Raw genomic sequence first — 20,162 nt, 5'->3', positions numbered from 1 at the left:
ACCCAGACACCTCGTCCACGACCGCGCAGTCTAGAGCAGTCGATGGCGCGGGCGACCAGGCGGCGACGAGCAACGACCCGCCCGACGAGCGAACGGCACACGGTCGGCGGCAGTTGAGGGCGTTTCCCGAGACACTTGGTCCGCCGTGACGCCGTAGGGCAGCATGTTGCGATGGAAAGCGATCTGGTACGGCAAGAGGTCGTTCACTTGCTTCGGGAAGCGCCGCGCGCACCAGAACAGCCGTTTCCAGGCGGAGCAGATGACGTCGAACTGTCTGAGTTGCAGAGTCGCCTTGGACTACCGATGCCGACGACGCTGGTCGACTGGCTCCGTATCTGCAAGGGCGAGGCGATCGGTCCTGGAGGCGTCCTCGGAGCTCGGCCTGACCAACCCCATCTCGACATCGCCCACGGTCTGTCCATGCATCCAGGTTGGCGGGCCCGCGGCTGGATACCGGTAGCCGGCGATGGCTGCGGCGACTACTACGTGCTCGTCGGGCACGGCGAATTGGCGGGCCACGTCGGCTTCATAGACCAGGCGGAACTGGACGAGATCGACTACGTCGTCGCTAGCGACTTGTGGCTGTTCCTCCGTTTCCTGTTACTGAGGGAAACCGGTGACCGACGTTGGCCGGTCGACCGACAGACCGTCCTCAGCACGGATCCCGCAATGGCACGCGTCCCTCGCGGACTGCAGCCATGGTCCGGCGACGCCTGAAGAACGTGCACCGCAATTCGCCGACGGACCGGGTAATGTGACGACCGTCTTGCGGCAGAAGAGTGCGTTCCGGTGTGTCTCCTGAAGCCACGCCGTGCCAGCATCCGCCCTCCGCGAACCCCGGGCGGCTCGGCAGGCGCCGGTCTCGGCGCCGTGGCGATCAGGACCAAGCGGACTCGGAGACCGAGCGCCACTTCGCGTCGGACTCGTTGAGGGCCTGGGAGGCGGTGTCCCAGTACTGCACCGCGTCGCGGCCGAGCAGGATCCGCACCGGTGCATCGTCGCGGTCGGCGAGGTCAGCGATGATGGCGGCGATCCGGGCGGGGTCGGCGGAGTTCGCCTGTGCAGCCTTAGGGTCCGCGCTACGGAGCATGCGGAGCATGTCGGCGAAGACGCCGACGGTCTGCTGGTAGGGCTCGCTGATCGGCGGGATGGTCATCGACGAACCGGCCCAGTCGGTGCGCATCGCACCCGGCTCCAGGACGGTGACCTTGACGCCCAGCGGTGCGATCTCCTGAGCGAGGACGGTGGAGAAGCCGCCGACGGCCCACTTGGCGCTCTGGTAGGCGGCCAGGCCGGTGGAACCGATCCTGCCGCCAAGCGAGGAGACCTGGAAGATGTGCCCGGAACCCTGCTCGCGAAGGATGGGCAGCACGGCCTTGGTGACGTGGACGACGCCGTAGAAGTTGGTGTCGATCTGTGCCCGGAAGTCCTGCAGGGTCACGTCCTCGACGGCGGCGAGGTCGCCGTAGCCGGCGTTGTTGACCACGACGTCGTAGCGCCCGAACGCGTCCAGACCGGCCTTTACGGCTCGCTGCACGTCGTCGTTGCTGGTGACGTCCAGCGCCACCGGCAGCACCCGGTCGCCGTACCGGGCCACGAGGTCGTCGAGCTGCTCGGGCTTGCGGGCAGTGGCGACCACCTGGCCACCGCCGGCCAGCGCCGTCTCGACTATCGCGCGGCCCAGGCCGCGGGAGCTGCCAGTGACGAACCAGATTTTCGACATGTCTTTCGCTTCCCGTTGAGGAGTCGATGAAGCCTTCGGCGCACCAACCCGACACGGTTTGTGTACCGGAGGTCCCTTACGGCTTCAATTTAAGGGACCTCCGGTCCCGTGTCAACAGACCGTCGGTCCCTTAAGATGTGGGGTATGACGACGTTCCAGCGCGCCCGCAGCGAAGAGAACCGGGAGATCCGCCGGCGTACGATCCTGGACACCGCCGCCCAGATGCTCAGTCAGATGCCGGCCAACGACATCACCCTCAACGAGCTGAGCCGCCGCAGCCAACTGGCGAAGTCCGCCATCCTGCGCTACTTCGAATCTCGCGAGGCAGTCCTGCTCGAACTCCTCGACCGCGCCTGGAAGCAGTGGAACACCGAAGTCGCCGAACAACTCGCGGCCGACATCGACGCGACACGGCCGGCGCAGCGCCGTGGCACCGAACTCGCGGCCACACTGACCCGCACCCTCGCCCAGCAGCCACAACTGTGCGATCTGCTCAGCGCCCAAGCAGGCGTGCTGGAACACAACGTCTCCGCCGACGTCGCCAGTCGATACAAGAAAGCCGCCTTCGCCAACGTCGCCGCTCTTGCCGAGTTGACCCGCACCCAGCTACCCGAACTCGGCGAGACCGCCGACCAGTTGTGCGCCCAGATCATCATGGTCACTGGAGCCGTCTGGACCCACGCCCGACCCTCCACCAGCATGCTCGCGGCCTACGACGCCAATCCCGAACTGGCGAAGCTCCGCATGTCGTTCACCCCGACCCTCGAGAACATGCTCACCACCCTTATCGCCGGCGCACTCACCCTGGCAGTCCGCGCCAACGAGGCCGCCGGCTGACACCTGTTCAACAAGGCGCATCGGCTTCCACGCGACGGCGCACCGGCCTTGCGGCGTCCGGACTTACTTTGCGGGTGATCTTGCGGAGTCCGGGTCTACTTTGCGGGGCCGGTGTAGGGCGGCATCGAAGGCAGTGCACAATCTCCTGCCGTCACTGTCGAACAGCCGCTCCCGGCCGACACGAACGCGCCGTTCGGGGTGCTCGGCCAGGTGAGCGGCCAGCTTGCGCAGGCTCCAGTGGGTGAACTGCCGGCCCAGCTTCTCCGGGCGTGTCAGGGCCATCGCGACGATGAACGCTTCGTCGTCAGGACTGATCGGGCTGGGACGGCCACCCGCCCACTTAGGTAGGGTCCAGCGCATCGAGGCCCTTGTCGTTGAAGGCGTGGATGACATCCCGCACGGTGTCTTCATCGGCGGCCACCAGGTGGGCGATCGCCGGCACCGGCGTGCCGCTCGCGGACGCCATGATGATCAGCGCCCAGCGAACGCCGGATCGAGTCGTGCTTGCCACGCCGTACCAGCCGCTGCAGGGTCTGCCCCTCGATGTCAGTCAATCGCCGGGCTCGGCCAGGCTCGGCCATCCGCTCCTCCTGTTGTTGACACCGATCAACGTCGGTGCCGACAGTGAAGACAAACATGATCAAACCGGCGGAACCCGTACGGCGTGTCGTAACCCGGCGAACCTAGGTGGACAGCGCGCTAGACACCGGGACATCGACCAGGGCGGGCGAATGATCCCGAACCCGGACACCACCGCATGCCGTAGACCTCCTTCCAAATTTGGTAGGAGGGTTTCGGGGTTCGATGTGACGTGTTCCAGAGTCTCCCCGACGGCGTGTGCGCCCATTTCAAACCTTCTGGGCACGTGTCCGCTCATCGGCATGACCGCGCGCATCGCGGCATGACCGGATGCCGCCCGCGATCTCCAACCTCTCGCGCACCCCGTGACGGCTGCGAAAGCATAGACGGCTATGACGAGTTTCCCGGCTGCTGCGTGCCGAGTACGTGACACTGCTCTGGAGCCGCGTGAGCGGCTGCTCGCCTTACGCGAGTGTGTGTTGCGGTTTCCTCCGTATGGGTTCCGAGGGACCTGGCACCACGTCATCCTGGTCGCCCGGGTGCCACAGCGACTGGAACGGGACCTCGAATCGTTGCGTCGGGCGATCGATGAGATCGAGCCCGCGCGAAGGGTGTGGATGGACCACAGGGCCGCGTACATGGCGCGTCGCCATCGGGAGAAAGCTTCGGGCCGGCGTGCGGTGGACCCTGTGGCGCGGGTGTACTCGTGGCCAGGATGGCTTGCCTACTGTCCCGATCCCGAGGTGCATCCCACCGAACGCCTTGCCGTCGTGGTCGAACGCGTGCTGGACGCTCATGCCCGTCGCCGAGATTCTGCGACGGCGTGTCTGGTTTGCGGCACCGCGCGCGGCCTCGATCAGATCTGCCCTGGATGCGGCGTCGATCCGCGTGGACCGGACACGACCGCGCGGGCGCGCTCACCGTATCGATGGCGCGAAATTTGGCAGAGAACCACGTTTCTCGAAGGGCAAGGCTGAAAGCTCAGAGCAGTTGCCTCTTCGGTAGCCCGTCCTGACCGGGTGCGACAACGCGCTACTCGGCCGCGTCGGACCTGCCACACTCGCTGACCTACCGACGCCCGACCAGCGGCATGTCCGTGCACCCGATCAAGAGGTCGTAGCGGCATGAGGCCCGAGTTCCGACGACGGCCGATGATGACGCTGGCCGTTCGGGCCACATTCCGGATGCCGGGGTTGCGTGGAATCCCTGGCCGTACTCGTACCGCAGACCGACGTCCGTGATGAGTTGCGCGGCGCCGTTCAGGACGGGCCGTGAGCTGATCTTGCTCACGGCCATCCAGCGCGCGGTTCGGTTTGGCCTGGCCGGGGCGCTGGTCACCGCCGTTCAGTCCCAGCGAGCCGGATCTCCGAGGCTCGGCGTGGTGGCCGCCCACCTCCAGGCGCGCCGTTCGGTGTGGTGATTGGTGCGGCGGTCCGGGTTGTTACCGGTTCGGTCGTAGCACATGGTGGTGTGTGGGTCGGCGTAACGGCAGCGATCTGGACGTTGCGGCGGCTGACGGCGGCATCGAGGATCGCCAGGAGAACGGGGCGGAGCGGGCACGTCAGCTGGCGGCGTCGCGCCACACCTGGTACCCGAGGCGTCGCCGTGGAGAAAACGGCGCCACGGCAAGTACATCCGGGAGGGTCAATGACCACAATGTCCGGCAAGGTGTGCCTGGTGACCGGCGGGACCAGCGGGATTGGCCGGGAGACGGCGGCCCGGCTGGCCGAGTTGGGGGCCACCGTGGTCGTCGTCGGGCGCGACGCCGAGCGAGGGCGAGCGGCCGTCAAGGAGATCCGGCATCGGGCGCCCAGTGCCGAGGTGGACCTCCTAACGGCCGACATGTCGAGCCTGGCCGAAGTGCGCCGGCTGGCCACCGAGGTGCTGGAGAAGTACCACCGGCTCGACGTGCTCGACAACAACGCCGGTGTGATCGTGCTCAAGCGGCAGTTCACGGTCGACGGCTACGAGACCATGTTCGCCGTCAACCATCTGGCGCCGTTCCTGCTGACCAGCCTGCTGCGGGAACGGCTGATGGGCAGCGCACCGGCCCGCGTGATCACGGTGTCGTCCAATGTGCATAGCTCGGCCAAGCGGATCCCGTGGCATGAACTGGCCCGCGGCGGGCCGAGCTACCCGCTATCGAAACTGGCGAACATCTTGTTCACAGTCGAGTTGGCCAAGCGCCTGACCGGCACCGGTGTGGTCGCCAACTGCCTGCACCCGGGCCTCATCCGCACCCAGTTGGGCCGTGAGGCCCGCGGCGTCGCGAAGCTCCTCGTCGCGGCCGCCAAGCCCTTCATGGGTACCGTCCAGACCGGCGCGGCCACCCCGGTCTACCTGGCCAGCGCCCCAGAGGCGGCCGAGGTCACCGGAGGCTACTTCTTCCGCGGCAAGCAGATTGAGCCGAGCTCCCTGGCCCGTGACCCCGAGGCCGCCGCGCGTCTATGGGCCCTCAGCGAGGAGTTGGTGGCGTAAGTCGGGCCAAGATCGTCGTCAGGTGGCGCGCTCAGGAACGTGTGGAGTGTCGCTGACGTTGCCCCTCGCAGGCACCATCCGATCGCTCAGATGCGGCTCCTCGAGACCACGTCCATCACGGTCGCGGCACGCACTCAATTCGGCATGAGCGGACGTGTCGCCGGGCAACATGAGGGCCAGTCCCCGCAGAGCTTGGGTTGGTAGCCTCGTCGCGATCATGCAAAGCATCATGTGAGACCAGGCACAGCACATCGACCGATGTGTGCACCGCTTCATTGCCACGAGCGCCGCTTCATGCCTGGGGCCTATCGTCGTGTGGTGCGCCACCTCACGAGATCCTTCGCCGCGGGAGCTCTTCGCCGGGGTCAAGTGATCGAGCAGTTCTTAGAGGCATTCGAAGAGGACGGGCGAAGGGGACTGAAGCATGCTGCGATCTGGGATAACAGATCGGGCGGATTCGTCGTACGCCTGTGGATCGTGGAGGACAACTCGGGTCCTACGTTCCTCCCCATCGACGAGTTTCTCGCGTTCTACGACATCGATGACGAGCAGGAAGGCGGACGGCACATCGGCATAGCCGATTCAGCGGAGGACGCCATCGAACTCGCGGCTCAGAAACTCGGGACACACCCAGAGCGGTGGGTCAACCAAGGAGTCTTGTTCGATGAGTACAACGACTACGTGAAACAGGGACGCCCCCTCGGCCGGTGGTCTCACGAGTAGGTCCGCTGGCTTGCTCAACCTCATCATGATCGTTCGCCAAGGTGAACGTGAAGCCTGACGTGCCGAGGAAGACATCCGACAGCCACTTCGGAAGCACATGTTCAGCAGTCAGCGTCCGGTCCTGCCGGCAGAAGAGACAGATACTCACTTGATCAACTCTCCGGGGAGAAGGAGGTGCAGCAGACGTTGCTGTCAGCGTTGCTGTCACTGGAGATCAAAAACGCCCCGGCCGTGATCGGCTCGGGGCGTTCTGGCTGTTCAGGTGCTGTGGTCAGGGGCAGGGTCGAACTGCCGACCTTCCGCTTTTCAGGCGGACGCTCGTACCAACTGAGCTACCTGACCTCGGCGGCTACCGCCGTACGCGGTCCTGACGGGACTTGAACCCGCGACCTCCACCTTGACAGGGTGGCGAGCACTCCAACTGCTCTACAGGACCTCTATGTCCGGAAGATCTCTTCCGTCTTGTTCAGCTCGCCTAGCCTACCAGCTTCGGGAAGGTCATCGACTTTCCGTTCCGCTGTCACGCTTGGCGATCGCGCGTGCCCCCAACGGGATTCGAACCCGTGCCGCCGCCTTGAAAGGGCGGTGTCCTAGGCCGCTAGACGATGGGGGCTCAGGGCACTGCCCTGTTTCCGCGACGCCTTCCGTCGGAGACCTCTGAAGCATAGGGGACGTATGCCCCCGATGCCAAAGCGATTGGCGACGGGGAGCCGGTGATCGTCCCCGTTGGCTGCGGGGGCGTCGTCGACTCCGGAAGAATTCTACGACCAGGGTCCGGCTCGATATGACGCGCGACCTCGACTCGCTGCTCTCCTAGGCCGCCGACGGTGATGTCGTCCCAGGCCTGGAGCCGGTGCGTGCTCTTGTTGAAATAAAGCACCGAGGCCATCAACGGGGTCGGCTCGTCCCCTTCCAGGCCGCGCAGACCCGCGCCGCCGGTCGACCCCTGGATCATCAGCCGTGTGCCCGTCGGCAACATCTCGGTGGACCGCTGGTGCACGTGGCCGGCCAGCACCAGCGCCACCTGACCGGACAGCCCCCGGCCCACCGTCGGGTCGTGGACCGCCACGATGTCGGTGGGGATCCTGCCCGGGCTCGAGGTAGACGCCGACCTGGGCGCCTCAGGAGGCGCGATCCTCTCGGCCTGCGCACGGCCGAGATCGGTGAGCGCCTGACTGGAGTCGTCGGACTGCTGCACCGACTTGTCCGGTGTGAAGCGGGGATCTCCGATGCCGTAGATGCGCAGCCCGTCGACGGTCGCGGCATTGCCGTCCAGCACGATCGCGTTCTTCTGCTTGGCGACCGCCCGCTGTGTGCCCATCGCGTCGTGGTTGCCGCGCACATAGACGTACGGCACGCCCAGGCGGCCGATCTCCTCGACGAATTCGTTCTCCGCGCTCGTTCCGTGGTCGCTGATGTCGCCGGTGTCGATGATCAAATTGATCTTGAATTGATCCTTCAGCGACTTGATGACGTTCCAGGCGATCGGGTTGATGTGCAGGTCCGAAACGTGCAGGACCCGGATCGTGCTGGGATCCGGGTCGTAGATCGGCAAAGTGGAGCCGGCTTCGTAGAGCTGGGAGACATTGGTCACCAGCTTCGCGAGTTGGCCGCGGTACTCCGAGAATCGGGTCACGATCGACTGGGCGTTGCCCACAAGGGACGGCACGCCCGTCAGGAGGCCCGTGTAGCGGGGCTCGGAGATCGACCGAGGGTTGAACGTCAGGGCGGTGAGCCCGCCCATGACGACGACCATGACGAGCGAGCCCAGCCCGGTCCACGCGGCCCGGGACAGGCGCCGGAAGACCAGCAGGCCGGTCATGAATCCGGCGGCGACGGCGAAGAGCAGTCCCCGGATGATCAGGCTGCGAAGCCCGTCTGTCACGTCCTGCCCGATGATCGTCGGAAGCCGGTCGGCCCATCGCGGGTTGTTCAGGATCTCCTCGGCCGCATCCGGGTGGACCGCATTGATCGTCAGGCTCAGCCGTACCGGGCTGTTGTGGGTGTCGAAGCTCAGCGTGCCGAGTGGACGGACGTCGACGACGGTCTCGCCGCCCCATGAGGGACGCAGGGACATCCCGATGTCGGCGGGGCCCACCGGCGTGTCCACGGACGCGCCGACGGCCAGGCCCAGCCATCCCCCGGCCACCGCGGCCAGGATGATCGCCAGGATCCGCGCCGTACGGCCCTTACCCAGCCGCCGGGCGGTCTCCTTCCACTTCGAGATCTCCATGTCCTTCCTGCCTACCCGAACTCGCCGCCAGGCGCGCTCGCATGCCCTCGAGGATCAGGGTCAGGCCGTGCTCGAAGGCACCCTCGCTCTGGGGACCGCCGATACGGATCATCGCTTCACAAAGGTGGGGATACGGGGCAAGGATCTCTACGGCCTCCTGGAACTGTGACCAGTCACCGACTCCCCGTTCCCTGTCGGCCTGCTCCTCAAGCACGAAGCCACCGAGGAAGCTCGAGAGGGCCGTCACACCCCACATCGCGTCCACGACGTCGAAACCCACCCGGGTGAGCGAGCCCAGGATCATCTCGACGGTAGCCAACATCCCCTCACCTGGGTGTGTTCCCGCCGTCAGCCGCGCGGAGTCGCGGTGGGAGTTGAGCACCCGGCGTTGCTCCTTCACCCACTCCGCCAGCCACGCCTCCCACGACTCCCCTTCGGCCAGCGGTCCGAGTCGTGGCCCCTTCTGGACGGCGATGACCTCCGTCATCTCGTCCAGCAGTTCCTGCTTGTTCTTGAAGTGCCAGTAGAGCGCGGGAGCCTGCACGCCCAACTCTGCCGCCAGTCTCCGCAGCGTCAGCTTCTCCAGCCCCACTTCGTCGAGCAGCCGGAGCGCCGTCTCGACGATCTTGTCCCGTTCAAGTGCCACGGTTGACAGCTTAACAACGTTCAATGCATCCTTAACAGCGTTCTATTTAACGACGTTAAGGAGACTCCGTGATCTACGCGGAAGGACTGCGCAGGCGGTACGGCGCGGTCGACGCCCTGAAAGGGGTCGATCTCGACGTGCCGCAGGGAACCGTCTGTGGACTGCTCGGGCCCAACGGCGCGGGCAAGACGACCGTGGTCCGCATCCTGACCACGCTGCTCCGGCCCGACGGCGGAACGGCCCGCGTGGCCGGCTGCGACGTGGTCGCCGACGCCGACCGCCTCCGGTATCGCATCGGTCTCGCCGGCCAGCACGCCGCCGTCGACGAGTTGCTCACCGGTCGGCGCAACCTCGTCATGTTCGGGCGCCTCTACCACCTGCCCCGCCGTACGGCACGGCGCCGGGCGGGCGAGCTGCTTGAGCGGTTCGGTCTGGCGGAGGCGGCCGACCGGCCCGTGAAGACGTACTCCGGCGGCATGCGCCGCAGGCTCGACCTGGCCGCGAGCCTGATCGTCGCGCCTCCGGTGCTCTTCCTCGACGAACCGACGACAGGACTCGACCCGCGGAGCCGGCTCGCCCTGTGGGACCTGCTCCGCGAACTCGTCTCCGAGGGCACCACCGTGCTCCTCACGACCCAGTACCTCGACGAGGCCGACCATCTGGCCGACCAGATCGTCGTGGTCGACTCCGGCAGGGTGGCCGCGTCCGGCTCCCCGTCCGCGCTCAAGGGCAAGGTCGGCGGCGGGCGGGTGAGCATCGCCTTCCGCGAGGCCGGCGACCTCTCGGCCGGCATCGAGGTGGTCCGCGGCGTCCTTCCCGGCGAGCCGGAGATCGACCGGGGCGAACGGCGGCTCGCCGTTCCCGTCGAGGACGGCGCGGCCTCGCTCATCAAGGTGGCCACGGCCCTCGACGAGGTGTTCCTCCGACTGACCGAGGTGACCGCGGCATGACCGTGCTCGAACCCCCGGCCACGAGACTCGCCCGGCTCGGCTGGGCCCTGGCCGACAGCCTCACCATCGCGGGCAGGACCTACTCCCGCCTGCGCGCCCAGCCGGGCGAGCTGGCGGGATTCCTGGTCTTCCCGATCATCATGACCGTGCTGTTCGGATACGTCTTCGGCAGCGCGATCACCCTGCCCGGCGGCGGCGACTACCGCAGTTATCTGATGCCGGGCATCTTCATGCAGGTCGCGGCATTGACGGCGGTCGCGGCGGCGACCGCGGTCAGCGAGGACATGGCCCTCGGACTCATCGACCGCTTCCGAGCGCAGCCGATCGCGCGCAGTGCCGTACTGGTCGGGCGGAGTGTGGCCGACCTGTCGATACACCTGCTCTCCGTCGCCATGATGGCGCTGTGCGGCGTGGTGATCGCCGGATGGCGCCCGCACGGCTCACCGCTGGAGACCCTCGCGGGGTTCGGGCTGCTCGCCCTCTTCGCGTACGCGATGATCTGGATCGGCACCTACATCGGGCTCTTCGTGAAGAACGGCGCGCAGGCCGACGCGGCGACATTCGGCTGGCTCTTCCCGCTGACGTTCCTGGCCAACGCCTTCGTGCCGTTGGAGGGGCTGCCGTCCTGGCTTCGCCCCATCGCGGACTGGAACCCGATGAGCGCGGTCGTCTCGGCCGCTCGCCGGCTCTTCGGCAATCCCGGCTCCGCCGCGGCGTCCTGGCCGCTGCAACATCCGGTGACGTCGACGCTCTGCTGGTCGGTGCTGATCCTGGCGGTCTTCGTGCCACTCGCCGTGCGGCGATACCGGACGGCGACGTCCCGGTGACACGATGGTGAGGTGATCGACGTCCCGCTCAACAGGTTCGAGGAACTCGTGGTAGAGGCGCTGGACACGGTCCCGCCCGATCTGGCCAAGGTCATGGACAACGTCGTGGTCGTCGTCGTGGACGATCCGCCCGAGCCCGGGCTCCTCGGGCTCTACACCGGCATCCCCCTGACGGAGCGCGGCGAGTGGTATTCCGGCGTTCTCCCGGACCGGATCGAGATCTACCGCAACCCGACGCTCGAGATCTGCGAGACGGAAGAGGACGTGGTCGAAGAGGTACAGATAACCGTGGTCCACGAGATCGCCCACCATTTCGGCATCAACGATGAGAGGCTTCACGAACTCGGTTGGTAATCATGCAGTTGCAAAGGGTCGAAACACCCGGGCACCGTAGGTAACATATTGACCACGGTCTGTCAGGCGCGACCCCACGTGGGTGGTGTCCGCGCCGTACAGATCGGCAAAGGCCCAGCAAGCACGGCACATGTGCCGTACGGCGGGGCACGGTACGGCACGTGCGGCATCCCCGGAGCTCAGCGGAGTGACATTGGCGGCCACCAAGCCCGGCAGACTTTCCGGAAGGCACCGCCGTCCAGCCGAGACCCGCATCACCTACGGCGAGGTCGTCGCGATCAGGGAGTTCCGCGCCCTGTGGTTCGGCCAGGGGCTGTCGCTACTCGGAGATCAACTCGCCCAGGTCGCTCTTGCCGTCCTCGTGTACAGCCGGACCCAGTCGGCGCTCGCCACAGCCGCCGTCTACGCCCTGACCTATCTGCCGCCGATCATCGGCGGGCCGCTGCTGGCCGGGCTCGCCGACCGTTATCCACGCAGGCGCGTCATGCTCCTGTGCGATCTGCTCCGTGCGGGCATGCTCGCGACCATGGCCGTGCCGGGCATGCCGTTCGCGGTGCTGTGCGTGCTCGTCTTCTGCGTCGTGCTGCTCAGCGCGCCCTTCTCCGCCGCCAGGGCGGCGCTGCTGCCCGAGGTCCTCGAGGGTGACCGCTACGTCGTGGGATCGGCCATCCAGAACGTGACCAACCAGGCGGTTCAGATGCTCGGCTTCGCGGCCGGCGGAGCACTCATCGCCGTGCTCGGGCCGTACCGGGCGCTCGCGCTGGACTCGGCGACCTTCCTCGGCTCCGCACTGGTGATCGTCGCGGGTGTACGGCGGCGCCCCTCGTCACGGCGCGAGGAGGGCGGGAAGTTGTCGATGTGGACCATGACGATGTCGGGGGCGCGACTCGTCTTCGGCGACCGCAGACTGCGGACCCTGGTCCTGTTCGCCTGGCTGTGCGGGTTCTACGTGCTGCCCGAGGGGATCGCCGTGCCGTATGCCGCGACGCTGAATGACGGCACGCTCCCGGTTCCGGTGATCACAGGGCTTCTGATGGCCGCGATGCCGACGGGAACCGTGGTCGGGGCGTTCCTTTTCGGACGGTTCGTCACCCCGACGGGCCGTCTGCGGGCGATGGGGTGGATGGCCATGCTGACCTGTGCGCCCCTTGTCGCGTGCCTGATGCGGCCGCCGCTGGAGTGGGTGCTGGCGTTGTGGGCGCTGTCCGGGATCGGAGGGGCCTACCAGCTCGCCGCCAACGCGGCGTTCGTTCAGTGCATCCCGGCCGCGGAGCGCGGGCAGGCTTTCGGGCTCGTGCAGTCCGGGCTGCTGGCCGCCCAGGGGATCGGCATCCTCATCGGAGGAGTGCTCACACAGCAGTTCGGTCCAGAGCCTGTGGTCGCCCTGGCAGGCGTGGGCGGCTTCGCCGTCGCGGCCGTGCTGAGCATGCTCTGGACCGAAACTCGTACGGAGATCATCGCCAAGGTTCGCGCCGCCACCTGAGATCAGGCCTGCGTCGGATCCTCGGGCTTGGGGGCGGGCGGGTCGTCCTGCGCCGGGGCCGTGGGCGCGGTCTCGGTCGCGGTGGCGGGCCTGGGAGCGGCGGGGGCCGCGTCAGAGGCCGGAGCCGGGGCGGAGGCCGGGGTCGGCTCCGGGGCGGAGGCGGGCGCGTCGGGCCGGCCGTACGGGTGCTGCTCGTAACCCGTGGGCTGGTGCTGCTGCTGCGGTGCCGGGCGGTTCCAGCTCGCCTGCGACCAGCCTGCCTGGGCCTTGTCCCACCCGGACTTGGCGTCCTGCCAGACGCGTCCGTCCTTGTTCTTGTTGATGAGGTCCTGGGCGATGGAGCCCTCCCGGCCCTCTTCGGGGACCAGGATCCACGCCACCGCGTAGACGCCGATTCCGAGGCCGCCGAAGAAAGTGGCGACGGCGAGGACCACGCGGAGGATGTTGGGGTCGACGCCGATGTACTCGCCGACTCCGGAGCACACCCCCGCGATGACCTTTCCATTCCTGGTGCGACGGAGTTGTTTGACCGAACCGTTGGTGTTCATCTCGTTCATGTCATCAGATTGCCCTTTGCAGAGGCTTCCGCACATCGGGATTCCCCCTGGCCCAACCCCGACGATGCCCGGATACTCTGGCGTTCATGGACGACCTCCTCAATCTCGACGACCAATTGGCGCCCGAGCAGCGAATGGTCAGGGACGCCGCCAGGGAATTCGTCTCCGACCAGGTCCTCCCGTATGTGGGGGGCTGGTTCGAGGAGGGCGTCTTCCCCGCACGCGATCTCGCGCCGGCCCTAGGGGGGCTCGGCATGCTGGGGATGCACCTGGAGGGCTACGGCTGCGCCGGACTCGACTCCATCTCCTACGGCCTGGCCTGCCGGGAACTGGAGGCCGGCGACTCGGGGCTGCGGTCGTTCGTCTCCGTGCAGGGCTCGCTCGCCATGTTCCCGATCTGGAAGTACGGATCGGAGGAGCAGAAGCAGGAGTGGCTTCCGGCGATGGCGTCCGGTGAGGCCATCGGATGCTTCGGCCTGACCGAGCCCGACCACGGCTCCGACCCGGCCGGCATGCGGACCCACGCCAAGCAGGATCCCTCGGGGGACTGGATCCTCAACGGCTCCAAGATGTGGATCACCAACGGCTCGATCGCCGACGTCGCCGTGGTGTGGGCGCAGACCGACTCGGGCATCCGGGGCTTCGTCGTCCCGACCTCGACGCCGGGGTTCTCCGCCCAGGAGATCCACCGGAAGCTGTCGCTCCGGGCGTCGGTCACCGCCTCGCTCTACTTCGACGACGTACGGCTTCCGGCGTCGGCCGCTCTGCCCGGCGTGACCGGCCTGAAGGGGCCGCTTTCGTGCCTCTCCGAGGCCCGGTTCGGGATCGTCTGGGGAGTCGTCGGCGCGGCGCGGGCGTGCCTGGAGGCCGCGGTGGACTACGCGACGACCCGGGTGCAGTTCGGCAAGCCGATCGGGGCGTTCCAGCTCACCCAGGAGAAGCTGGCCTGGATGGCCGTCTCCCTGGGCCAGGCCGGGCTCACCGCCTTCCATCTCGGACGGCTGAAAGAAGAAGGACGGCTCAAGCCCCAGCAGATCAGCTTCGGGAAGCTCGCCAACGTCAGAGCGGCGCTGGACATCGCCCGCCAGGCCCGTTCGGTGCTCGGGGCGAACGGCGTGACGCTGGAGTATCCGGTCATCCGGCACATGAACAACCTGGAGTCGGTGCTCACCTACGAAGGCACTCAGGAGATCCACACGCTGGTGCTCGGCGAGGCGCTGACCGGCCTGCCCGCCTATCGGTGACCGTGGTTCGGTGTCATGTTCGGCGATGACGGGCTATCGTGATCGCCCAGTAAAGCGCGTCGCAGAAGTCGCGGTACCCTCGGTACCCTGCATCTAGCGAGGGGTGCTAGCTCAATGGCAGAGCTGCGGACTTTTAATCCGTAGGTTCAGGGTTCGAGTCCCTGGCGCCCCACCCCTAATGACCTGGGCAGACTCCCAAATAATGATCGTTTGGAAGCCTGCCCGGTTGTATTTCTGGTTGCAATTGTTCAGTTGTCCCACAGCGCGCGGCCCATCCTCGCCGCCGCCTGGCCGGCCAGAGTCTCCGTAAGGCGCATGCAGCGCTTCGTTGTGGGGAGCTGGGAGTGATCCAAGATCACTTGAACGACTCTTATGTCAACGCCCTGCTCCAGGAGAAGCGTCATGGCCGTGTCGGGTCGGCCAAGGTGTGCGGGTGTGCTGCGGTGATCTACGCGGGCTGTCGTGTCGGGTGGACCGGCCGTGTCGGTCCAGCTGAGCTGCTCGGGATGGGTAAGGGCCAAGCTGCTCCTTGGCGGACGACGGCAGACGATCCCCGCAGGTTGAGAACGTATACGTGTCGGACGTGATCATCTGACTGCTGTGCCGGAGCATCGCACTCACGGTCTTTACGTCGACACCACCGCTACTGGGCCGCCCCTGATCCGGCCGAGCCATAGCCGTAAGTCCCGCCCAACGGGTGTGTGCCGATCTGCTGAGGACCGATCGACATCGGCTAGCGAGTCGTCAAGGTCGGCCGGCCGCGGCAGTTGGTTACACCGCGACTGCTTCACGCGTATACAGAGATCAGGAAGGAACACCATGACGATCCCGTCACCGGCCACGCTCGCCGCATCAGTCGTCGAGCTCGATCATCGCTGTCAGAACCCCCGACGAGAACACGATTGCGCGATCTGCGATCGACACGCAGCCAAGGTGCTCAACCTCATAAACGAGCAGGCAGGGAAGGCTCAATGACCCCCGAGCTGAAGGCCGAGGTCCTCGGATCCATCCTGATCTTCACTCTCTTCATGCTCGTTGCCGCGACCGGGTGGGCGCGCACCGAGCGGTTCAGACGGAAGTACGTGGAGAAGAAGCTCGCCGAGTGCCAGGCCGAGCTGACCGCAGAACGAAAGAAGGTGATCAGTTCCGACCCGGACCGCGACACCGACGGTTGTCCGCACCATTGACGGCAACCGTTGACGGCAGCCGCGCGTTCCGCCTCTTGGACCTCACGGTGCAGCTTGAGCAGAGGGATCAAGGGCGGAGGGAGTGGGATCATCCGCTTGCTCTTGCCCTTGGGCGTTCCACTCAATGCGCACACCTACTCACGTCGATATGAGTAGCTCGCCCCTATACGTGCATGGCCATGGAACAGACACTTCGGATCATGGAATCCGAGGCTCCAGGCAAGCGTGGCGGCACAGGATTGCTCCTGCTGGTGATCTTCTGGCTGATCGGCACGCCAGTCCTCGCATACTTCGCCGTTGTTCGGCTCATGAATGGCATCGATGGAACTGACTCGCCAAACCCGAAATTGGCGTTACTACTGGTCGTCGCCACCGCGGCTGCCGCCATAGGCCTGCCTCTGATCGGCTTCTTCGTCGCGTTGGCGACCAGAAGGAAGGTGGCCGCCGCTCTGTTCGCCGCGGCCTTGGTGGCCCTTCTACTCGCCGCAAGACAGGCAGGATTACTACCGATCGAGCAGGTCTTTTCGTCTTCTACGTCCAATGAGCCGGAAGTGTGTACGGGACCGCCTGGCGCCAGTGAGGGCGTGCCGGGGTGTTAGCCGATCGGTTTGGGGGCTTCTCCCGTTGTGTTAACGCTCCTGGTCCAGGGCCAAGTCTTCCCACGCCAGCGCCCGGAAGGCCGGCAGCGCGTCCTCTCCGACCGGCAGGGTGATGTCTGCCTGGTACCACGCCACGACGAGCACGGATTCGTACAACACCGAGTCGTTGTCCTCGTTCACTGGAGACGCGCTGAACACGCCAACGCAATTCACGGCCGGTAACAGCTCCATCGGCCCGAACGCGCCAGGCTCCTGGTCAGGGTAGGTGCGCGGGGGGTCGATGAGGTGGACCGGCAGGGACGGGTACGTCTTCCGGGCCTTCTCGACGAGGCCGGACACCATTCGGTCGTTGATCCGGGCGAAGGGATAACCTTCCAGCCATCCGTCGTAGGTGGAGGAGAGCCTGATGGTGGACAGGCTGAGGTCCCATCCCGAGGCGAGCTGAACGTACGCAAGGGCCATGGACTGCGGCTCCTTATGAGGAGACACCACCGGCAGCACTCTGCCCGAAGCGGTGCCGTACGGGGGCATTTGTCGTGGCCATCGAACCACTGCACGTAGGGCGGCGGCGACGCGATAAGTCCCAGTAGCCAGCGACATTCAGTCGATGGGGTAGGCGTCTTCCAGCTCGAGACGGTCGCCGGGCAGCACCACGGCAAGTACGGCGAGCGGGTGTCCTCCTGGATCGCGCACGGCTGCGTACACATCGAGGACGGACGTGCTCTTGGGCATACCGAGCTTCTTGACCTCATCGGTGGTTGGCATCCGGGCCGTGATCTGCTCGATCACCTGATCAAAACAGACGCCCTTACGCGCCTGGATGTGATCGCGGAGAAGGGACCCGGCGGGTACTCCCCGCCTTCAATACGCCGCTGAAGTGTCTGCACAAGCTGCGCATACTTCGAAGGCACGGACTCTAGCGACATCACGACCGTCCAGCAGTCGACAGGTTGTTTACCAAGTTCGAGCCCAGCCCGGCTCAACTGTTCTGTCACGCCCTCCGCCCAAGCGCCCAGGTCAGGCACAGAACGGGGAAGGGGACCGGCAGGGCCACGGAAGGGGAAACGGGGGGTGTGGCGGTTCGTGGCCCTGCCGGGGGCGAGAGGCGTGACGAGACAGGATTGATGGCAACTCGACCGGCCGCCCAGCCCGTCGGTTTCACCGCCTCGCCACGCCCGCTTTATCGGCCGACGTAGGCGGCCAAGACTGTTGCCGCACCCGCGACGTCATCCACCGGGTGCCGCTTTGCTGCTGACTGCCAGGAGTAGTAGGCCCCGCCGTATCCGACGAAGACCCATACCGGCATCCCGCCGCCGCTCGGGCGATGCACCATCAGCGCCGTGTTGTTGTCCCGTAGTTCGGCATTGACGCCCAAGCCCGTCAGGTGGTCACGGAGTCGAACGAGCTTCTCTCCCTCGCCCTGGTCCATGTAGGCCACCGCCACTAGATCAATCGGGTTCACGTTTCGCTCCCTCCGACCTAGCCGCTTCCGAGGCAGCCGAGACACTCCCTCACCTCCGAGTCGTAATCACCGATAGTCCCGCCAACGACAAGCTCACGGCGCGAATGACGCCGCTTGGCGCCACGTCCCCGACACGAAGGACAGGGTCTTGCCTCGCCGTTCTCGTCTGGCCGGGTCACCGTCGCCATCTCCTCGTTCGCTCGGCGTTCCCTCTGCTGGGAGGCCGCTTGACGTACCGTGGTTGGTTGTTTGGCAAGTCCACCGGCAATGGCGAAACCGCAGGACCCCCAAGAGGCTCCCCTCTTACCCCCCTCTTGATCCCCCCGACGGGAGGAAAGACCCGAGATGCCCTACAGCATCCCGAACGTCCAACTCCGTGCATGGCGCAACGCCCAGCAGCTCACCCGCGCCGAACTCGCCGAACGCATCAACCAGACACCCGTTGGCATCAAGGAACACCTGGCCATCGACGAGGAACGCATCCGCCGATGGGAGGCCGGCGAAGTCTCGTGGCCCCGCACTCCCCAGCGCAACGCGCTCGCTCAGGCCACCGGGTTACAACCCGAAGAGCTTGGGTTCTCCCAATCTCGGCGCGCCGAGGGACGTCTGATCGAGGCCCGCGTCATGCCCGTGGACGCGCTACGGGCCGAAGCCGACCTGTACGGCACGATGGAACTCGCCGAGCAGCTCCAAGCGTCCGATGTTGGAAACGGCACCCTTGAGGCCCTGGCCGAGGCCGTCGACCTGCTCTGCCGTGCTTATCCCGTCGTTCCCGCCGCGACGCTTCGCGACCGCACGCAAAAGCGCCTCGCCCAAGTGACGAGACTCCTGTCCGGCCGGATCACGCTCGACCAGCATCGCGAACTGTTGGTCATCACGGGATGGCTGACCGCCCTGCTGGGATGCGTGCACTACGACATGGGCGAGCGCGAGGAAGCCGAGACCGCTCGACGGGCCGCTTACGAGATGGGCCGCCAAGTTGGACACGGCGAACTCATGGGGTGGGCACACGAGATGTCCGCCTGGTTCGCCCTCGTCGAAGGCCGCTATGAGGACGTCGTCACCGCCGCCCGCACAGGGCAAGCCATCGCCGGCCAGTCCAGCGCCATGGTCCAACTCACCTTGCAGGAAGCCCGCGGATTGGCCCGCATCGGCGACCGCCGCGAAGCCGACAAGGCTCTCTCGCGCGGAGCCGACATCCTCGCCAAGCTTCCGATCCCTCAGAACTCAGACCATCACTTCGTGTTCGACCACGCTAAATGGATCTTCTACGCCGCCACCGCGTACACCTGGCTAGAAGACAACGACCGCGCCGAAGAACACGCTCTGGACACCATCCGGATCCACACCCGTCCAGACGGAACGTCCAATGCCCCCATGCGAGTTGCCGACGCTCACATAGACCTAGGCATTGTCCACGCCCGACGCGGCGACCTGGATGCCGCTGTGAAGCAAGGCATGAGCGCCTTCGACATCGAACGAAAGTCGCTCACTGACCTAGTGAATCGAGCCGGAGACCTCGATCGCGTCCTACGCCAGCGTTATCGCAGGGAGGTCCTTGCCGAGGAGTTCCACGATCGCTATCTCATAGCTCGGCGGGCGCTCGCAAACCGCCAGCATGACCTCTGGGATTAGGGCACCGAACCAGATCACGGGCACCTCTCGGGAACGGGCGGAGCCACTGAAGCTTCCTACAGGTTCGGCCAATTCCTAGGAGCTGTCGTATCGGGCGGACTCCCAATCGTCTCTTGGGAAACGAGAGAGGCCAAGGTCTGCCAGCAAACACCTGGAGCCACGTATCTGAGCGGTGCCGGTGAACAGGGGACTGTTCTGCAGATCAGGAAACGGAGTAGCTCGTGAACCCAGCGATGAACACGATCGACATCGTCGTATCCGACATGGACGCGGCGATCGCCTTCTACGCCCACCTGGGGCTCGACTTCAAGATCGACCCCCACACGCCCGAACACGCCGCCTGCGATCTGCCGGGCGGGTTCCACGTGATGCTGGACACCGAGGCCTTCCGCACGCCCTTCCTGCCCGGCTGGACCCGTCCGACCGGCGGTCCGGGCAACCTGCTGTGCTTCGAGTTTCCTGCGCCGGCCGAAGTCGACGCCAAGTACGCCGAGTTGGTCGAGGCCGGCTATCGGGGGCTCGCCGAGCCGTTCGATGCGTTCTGGGGCATGCGGTACGCCACTGTGCTGGATCCGGACGGCAACGGCATCGACCTGTATGCGGCTCTGCCGTCCACGTGACACGACCCACCCATCAGACCCAGGC

General features: G+C 66.2%; 21 protein-coding genes and 4 tRNA genes. 14 read left to right on the top strand and 11 right to left on the bottom strand.

The genetic code is table 11. The features are described from left to right. Window positions 1–171 precede the first annotated feature (171 nt). Window positions 172–717: an SMI1/KNR4 family protein gene (locus Pmi06nite_RS23685; protein ID WP_203955268.1), complete on the top strand. Its 546-nt coding sequence runs from the start codon at window positions 172–174 to the stop codon at window positions 715–717. 160 nt (window positions 718–877) lie between these two features. Here the strand turns inward: Pmi06nite_RS23685 and Pmi06nite_RS23680 are convergent, their stop codons facing one another. After that, a complete protein-coding gene (locus Pmi06nite_RS23680) occupies window positions 878–1,723 on the bottom strand; it encodes an SDR family NAD(P)-dependent oxidoreductase (protein WP_203955267.1) in 846 nt (281 codons plus the stop codon). Window positions 1,724–1,867: 144 nt separating this feature from the next. Between Pmi06nite_RS23680 and Pmi06nite_RS23675 the strand changes: the two genes are divergently transcribed. Next, the gene (locus Pmi06nite_RS23675; RefSeq protein ID WP_203955266.1) at window positions 1,868–2,560 is read left to right on the top strand and encodes a TetR/AcrR family transcriptional regulator; all 693 of its coding nucleotides are present in this window, start codon (window positions 1,868–1,870) and stop codon (window positions 2,558–2,560) included. Window positions 2,561–2,900: 340 nt separating this feature from the next. On the opposite strand, the gene Pmi06nite_RS42055 is transcribed toward Pmi06nite_RS23675, so the two are convergent. Beyond that, window positions 2,901–3,071 (bottom strand): helix-turn-helix domain-containing protein, encoded by a 171-nt coding sequence (locus tag Pmi06nite_RS42055; protein WP_239114151.1) that lies wholly within the window; start codon window positions 3,069–3,071, stop codon window positions 2,901–2,903. Between the two features lie 1,715 nt (window positions 3,072–4,786). Between Pmi06nite_RS42055 and Pmi06nite_RS23665 the strand changes: the two genes are divergently transcribed. Beyond that, window positions 4,787–5,617 carry an SDR family oxidoreductase gene (locus Pmi06nite_RS23665; RefSeq protein WP_203955265.1) on the top strand — a complete coding sequence of 277 codons (831 nt, stop codon included), beginning with the start codon at window positions 4,787–4,789 and terminating at the stop codon, window positions 5,615–5,617. A 369-nt stretch (window positions 5,618–5,986) separates the two neighbouring features. Then, window positions 5,987–6,340, top strand: coding sequence for a hypothetical protein (locus Pmi06nite_RS23660; RefSeq protein WP_203955264.1), 354 nt, complete (start codon window positions 5,987–5,989; stop codon window positions 6,338–6,340). 268 nt (window positions 6,341–6,608) lie between these two features. On the opposite strand, the gene Pmi06nite_RS23655 is transcribed toward Pmi06nite_RS23660, so the two are convergent. From Pmi06nite_RS23655 to Pmi06nite_RS23635, 5 genes are all read right to left on the bottom strand, one after another. After that, window positions 6,609–6,682, bottom strand: a tRNA-Phe gene (locus Pmi06nite_RS23655). Window positions 6,683–6,702: 20 nt separating this feature from the next. Continuing rightward, window positions 6,703–6,776 (bottom strand) — tRNA-Asp (locus Pmi06nite_RS23650). 104 nt (window positions 6,777–6,880) lie between these two features. Continuing rightward, a tRNA-Glu gene (locus Pmi06nite_RS23645) sits at window positions 6,881–6,953 on the bottom strand. Further along, a complete protein-coding gene (locus tag Pmi06nite_RS23640; protein WP_203955263.1) occupies window positions 6,954–8,573 on the bottom strand; it encodes a metallophosphoesterase family protein in 1,620 nt (539 codons plus the stop codon). After that, window positions 8,530–9,219 carry a TetR/AcrR family transcriptional regulator C-terminal domain-containing protein gene (locus Pmi06nite_RS23635; protein WP_203955262.1) on the bottom strand — a complete coding sequence of 230 codons (690 nt, stop codon included), beginning with the start codon at window positions 9,217–9,219 and terminating at the stop codon, window positions 8,530–8,532. Before Pmi06nite_RS23635 ends, Pmi06nite_RS23640 begins: the two co-directional genes overlap by 44 nt. A gap of 68 nt (window positions 9,220–9,287) precedes the next feature. Between Pmi06nite_RS23635 and Pmi06nite_RS23630 the strand changes: the two genes are divergently transcribed. The 4 genes from Pmi06nite_RS23630 to Pmi06nite_RS23615 all read left to right on the top strand — a co-directional run bounded on the left by Pmi06nite_RS23630 (window position 9,288) and on the right by Pmi06nite_RS23615 (window position 12,833). Then, on the top strand, window positions 9,288–10,169 hold the full coding sequence (locus Pmi06nite_RS23630; protein WP_203955261.1) for an ATP-binding cassette domain-containing protein: 882 nt from the start codon (window positions 9,288–9,290) through the stop codon (window positions 10,167–10,169). Next, complete coding sequence (locus Pmi06nite_RS23625) at window positions 10,166–10,996, top strand: ABC transporter permease (RefSeq protein ID WP_203955260.1); 831 nt, start codon at window positions 10,166–10,168, stop codon at window positions 10,994–10,996. Before Pmi06nite_RS23630 ends, Pmi06nite_RS23625 begins: the two co-directional genes overlap by 4 nt. Before the next feature lie 12 nt (window positions 10,997–11,008). After that, window positions 11,009–11,350 carry a metallopeptidase family protein gene (locus Pmi06nite_RS23620; protein WP_203955259.1) on the top strand — a complete coding sequence of 114 codons (342 nt, stop codon included), beginning with the start codon at window positions 11,009–11,011 and terminating at the stop codon, window positions 11,348–11,350. Between the two features lie 193 nt (window positions 11,351–11,543). After that, the gene (locus tag Pmi06nite_RS23615) at window positions 11,544–12,833 is read left to right on the top strand and encodes an MFS transporter (protein ID WP_239114150.1); all 1,290 of its coding nucleotides are present in this window, start codon (window positions 11,544–11,546) and stop codon (window positions 12,831–12,833) included. 2 nt (window positions 12,834–12,835) lie between these two features. On the opposite strand, the gene Pmi06nite_RS42050 is transcribed toward Pmi06nite_RS23615, so the two are convergent. Beyond that, the gene (locus Pmi06nite_RS42050; RefSeq protein ID WP_239114149.1) at window positions 12,836–13,390 is read right to left on the bottom strand and encodes a PspC domain-containing protein; all 555 of its coding nucleotides are present in this window, start codon (window positions 13,388–13,390) and stop codon (window positions 12,836–12,838) included. 86 nt (window positions 13,391–13,476) lie between these two features. Between Pmi06nite_RS42050 and Pmi06nite_RS23605 the strand changes: the two genes are divergently transcribed. The 4 genes from Pmi06nite_RS23605 to Pmi06nite_RS23590 all read left to right on the top strand — a co-directional run bounded on the left by Pmi06nite_RS23605 (window position 13,477) and on the right by Pmi06nite_RS23590 (window position 16,420). Beyond that, window positions 13,477–14,634, top strand: coding sequence for an acyl-CoA dehydrogenase family protein (locus Pmi06nite_RS23605; protein ID WP_203955257.1), 1,158 nt, complete (start codon window positions 13,477–13,479; stop codon window positions 14,632–14,634). Between the two features lie 100 nt (window positions 14,635–14,734). Continuing rightward, window positions 14,735–14,806: transfer RNA gene (locus Pmi06nite_RS23600), tRNA-Lys, on the top strand. Window positions 14,807–15,605: 799 nt separating this feature from the next. Beyond that, window positions 15,606–15,821, top strand: coding sequence for a hypothetical protein (locus tag Pmi06nite_RS23595; RefSeq protein ID WP_203955256.1), 216 nt, complete (start codon window positions 15,606–15,608; stop codon window positions 15,819–15,821). Window positions 15,822–16,021: 200 nt separating this feature from the next. Beyond that, a complete protein-coding gene (locus Pmi06nite_RS23590) occupies window positions 16,022–16,420 on the top strand; it encodes a hypothetical protein (RefSeq protein WP_203955255.1) in 399 nt (132 codons plus the stop codon). Window positions 16,421–16,450: 30 nt separating this feature from the next. On the opposite strand, the gene Pmi06nite_RS23585 is transcribed toward Pmi06nite_RS23590, so the two are convergent. The 3 genes from Pmi06nite_RS23585 to Pmi06nite_RS23575 all read right to left on the bottom strand — a co-directional run bounded on the left by Pmi06nite_RS23585 (window position 16,451) and on the right by Pmi06nite_RS23575 (window position 17,882). Beyond that, window positions 16,451–16,882: a hypothetical protein gene (locus Pmi06nite_RS23585; RefSeq protein WP_203955254.1), complete on the bottom strand. Its 432-nt coding sequence runs from the start codon at window positions 16,880–16,882 to the stop codon at window positions 16,451–16,453. Between the two features lie 138 nt (window positions 16,883–17,020). Continuing rightward, window positions 17,021–17,185 carry a hypothetical protein gene (locus tag Pmi06nite_RS23580; protein ID WP_239114148.1) on the bottom strand — a complete coding sequence of 55 codons (165 nt, stop codon included), beginning with the start codon at window positions 17,183–17,185 and terminating at the stop codon, window positions 17,021–17,023. 415 nt (window positions 17,186–17,600) lie between these two features. After that, window positions 17,601–17,882 carry a hypothetical protein gene (locus tag Pmi06nite_RS23575; protein WP_203955253.1) on the bottom strand — a complete coding sequence of 94 codons (282 nt, stop codon included), beginning with the start codon at window positions 17,880–17,882 and terminating at the stop codon, window positions 17,601–17,603. Between the two features lie 345 nt (window positions 17,883–18,227). On the opposite strand from Pmi06nite_RS23575, the gene Pmi06nite_RS23570 reads away from it, so the two are divergent. Continuing rightward, window positions 18,228–19,517, top strand: coding sequence for a helix-turn-helix domain-containing protein (locus Pmi06nite_RS23570; RefSeq protein WP_203955252.1), 1,290 nt, complete (start codon window positions 18,228–18,230; stop codon window positions 19,515–19,517). Between the two features lie 221 nt (window positions 19,518–19,738). Then, window positions 19,739–20,137, top strand: a complete 399-nt coding sequence (locus Pmi06nite_RS23565; protein WP_203955251.1) for a VOC family protein — start codon at window positions 19,739–19,741, stop codon at window positions 20,135–20,137. The last annotated feature ends 25 nt before the right edge of the window (window positions 20,138–20,162 follow it).

This window comes from Planotetraspora mira (assembly GCF_016863275.1).
GTDB classification, from domain to species: Bacteria; Actinomycetota; Actinomycetes; order Streptosporangiales; family Streptosporangiaceae; genus Planotetraspora; species Planotetraspora mira.
Note: the sequence above shows the minus strand (reverse complement) of the source record. Positions and strands in the feature narration are given on the sequence as shown.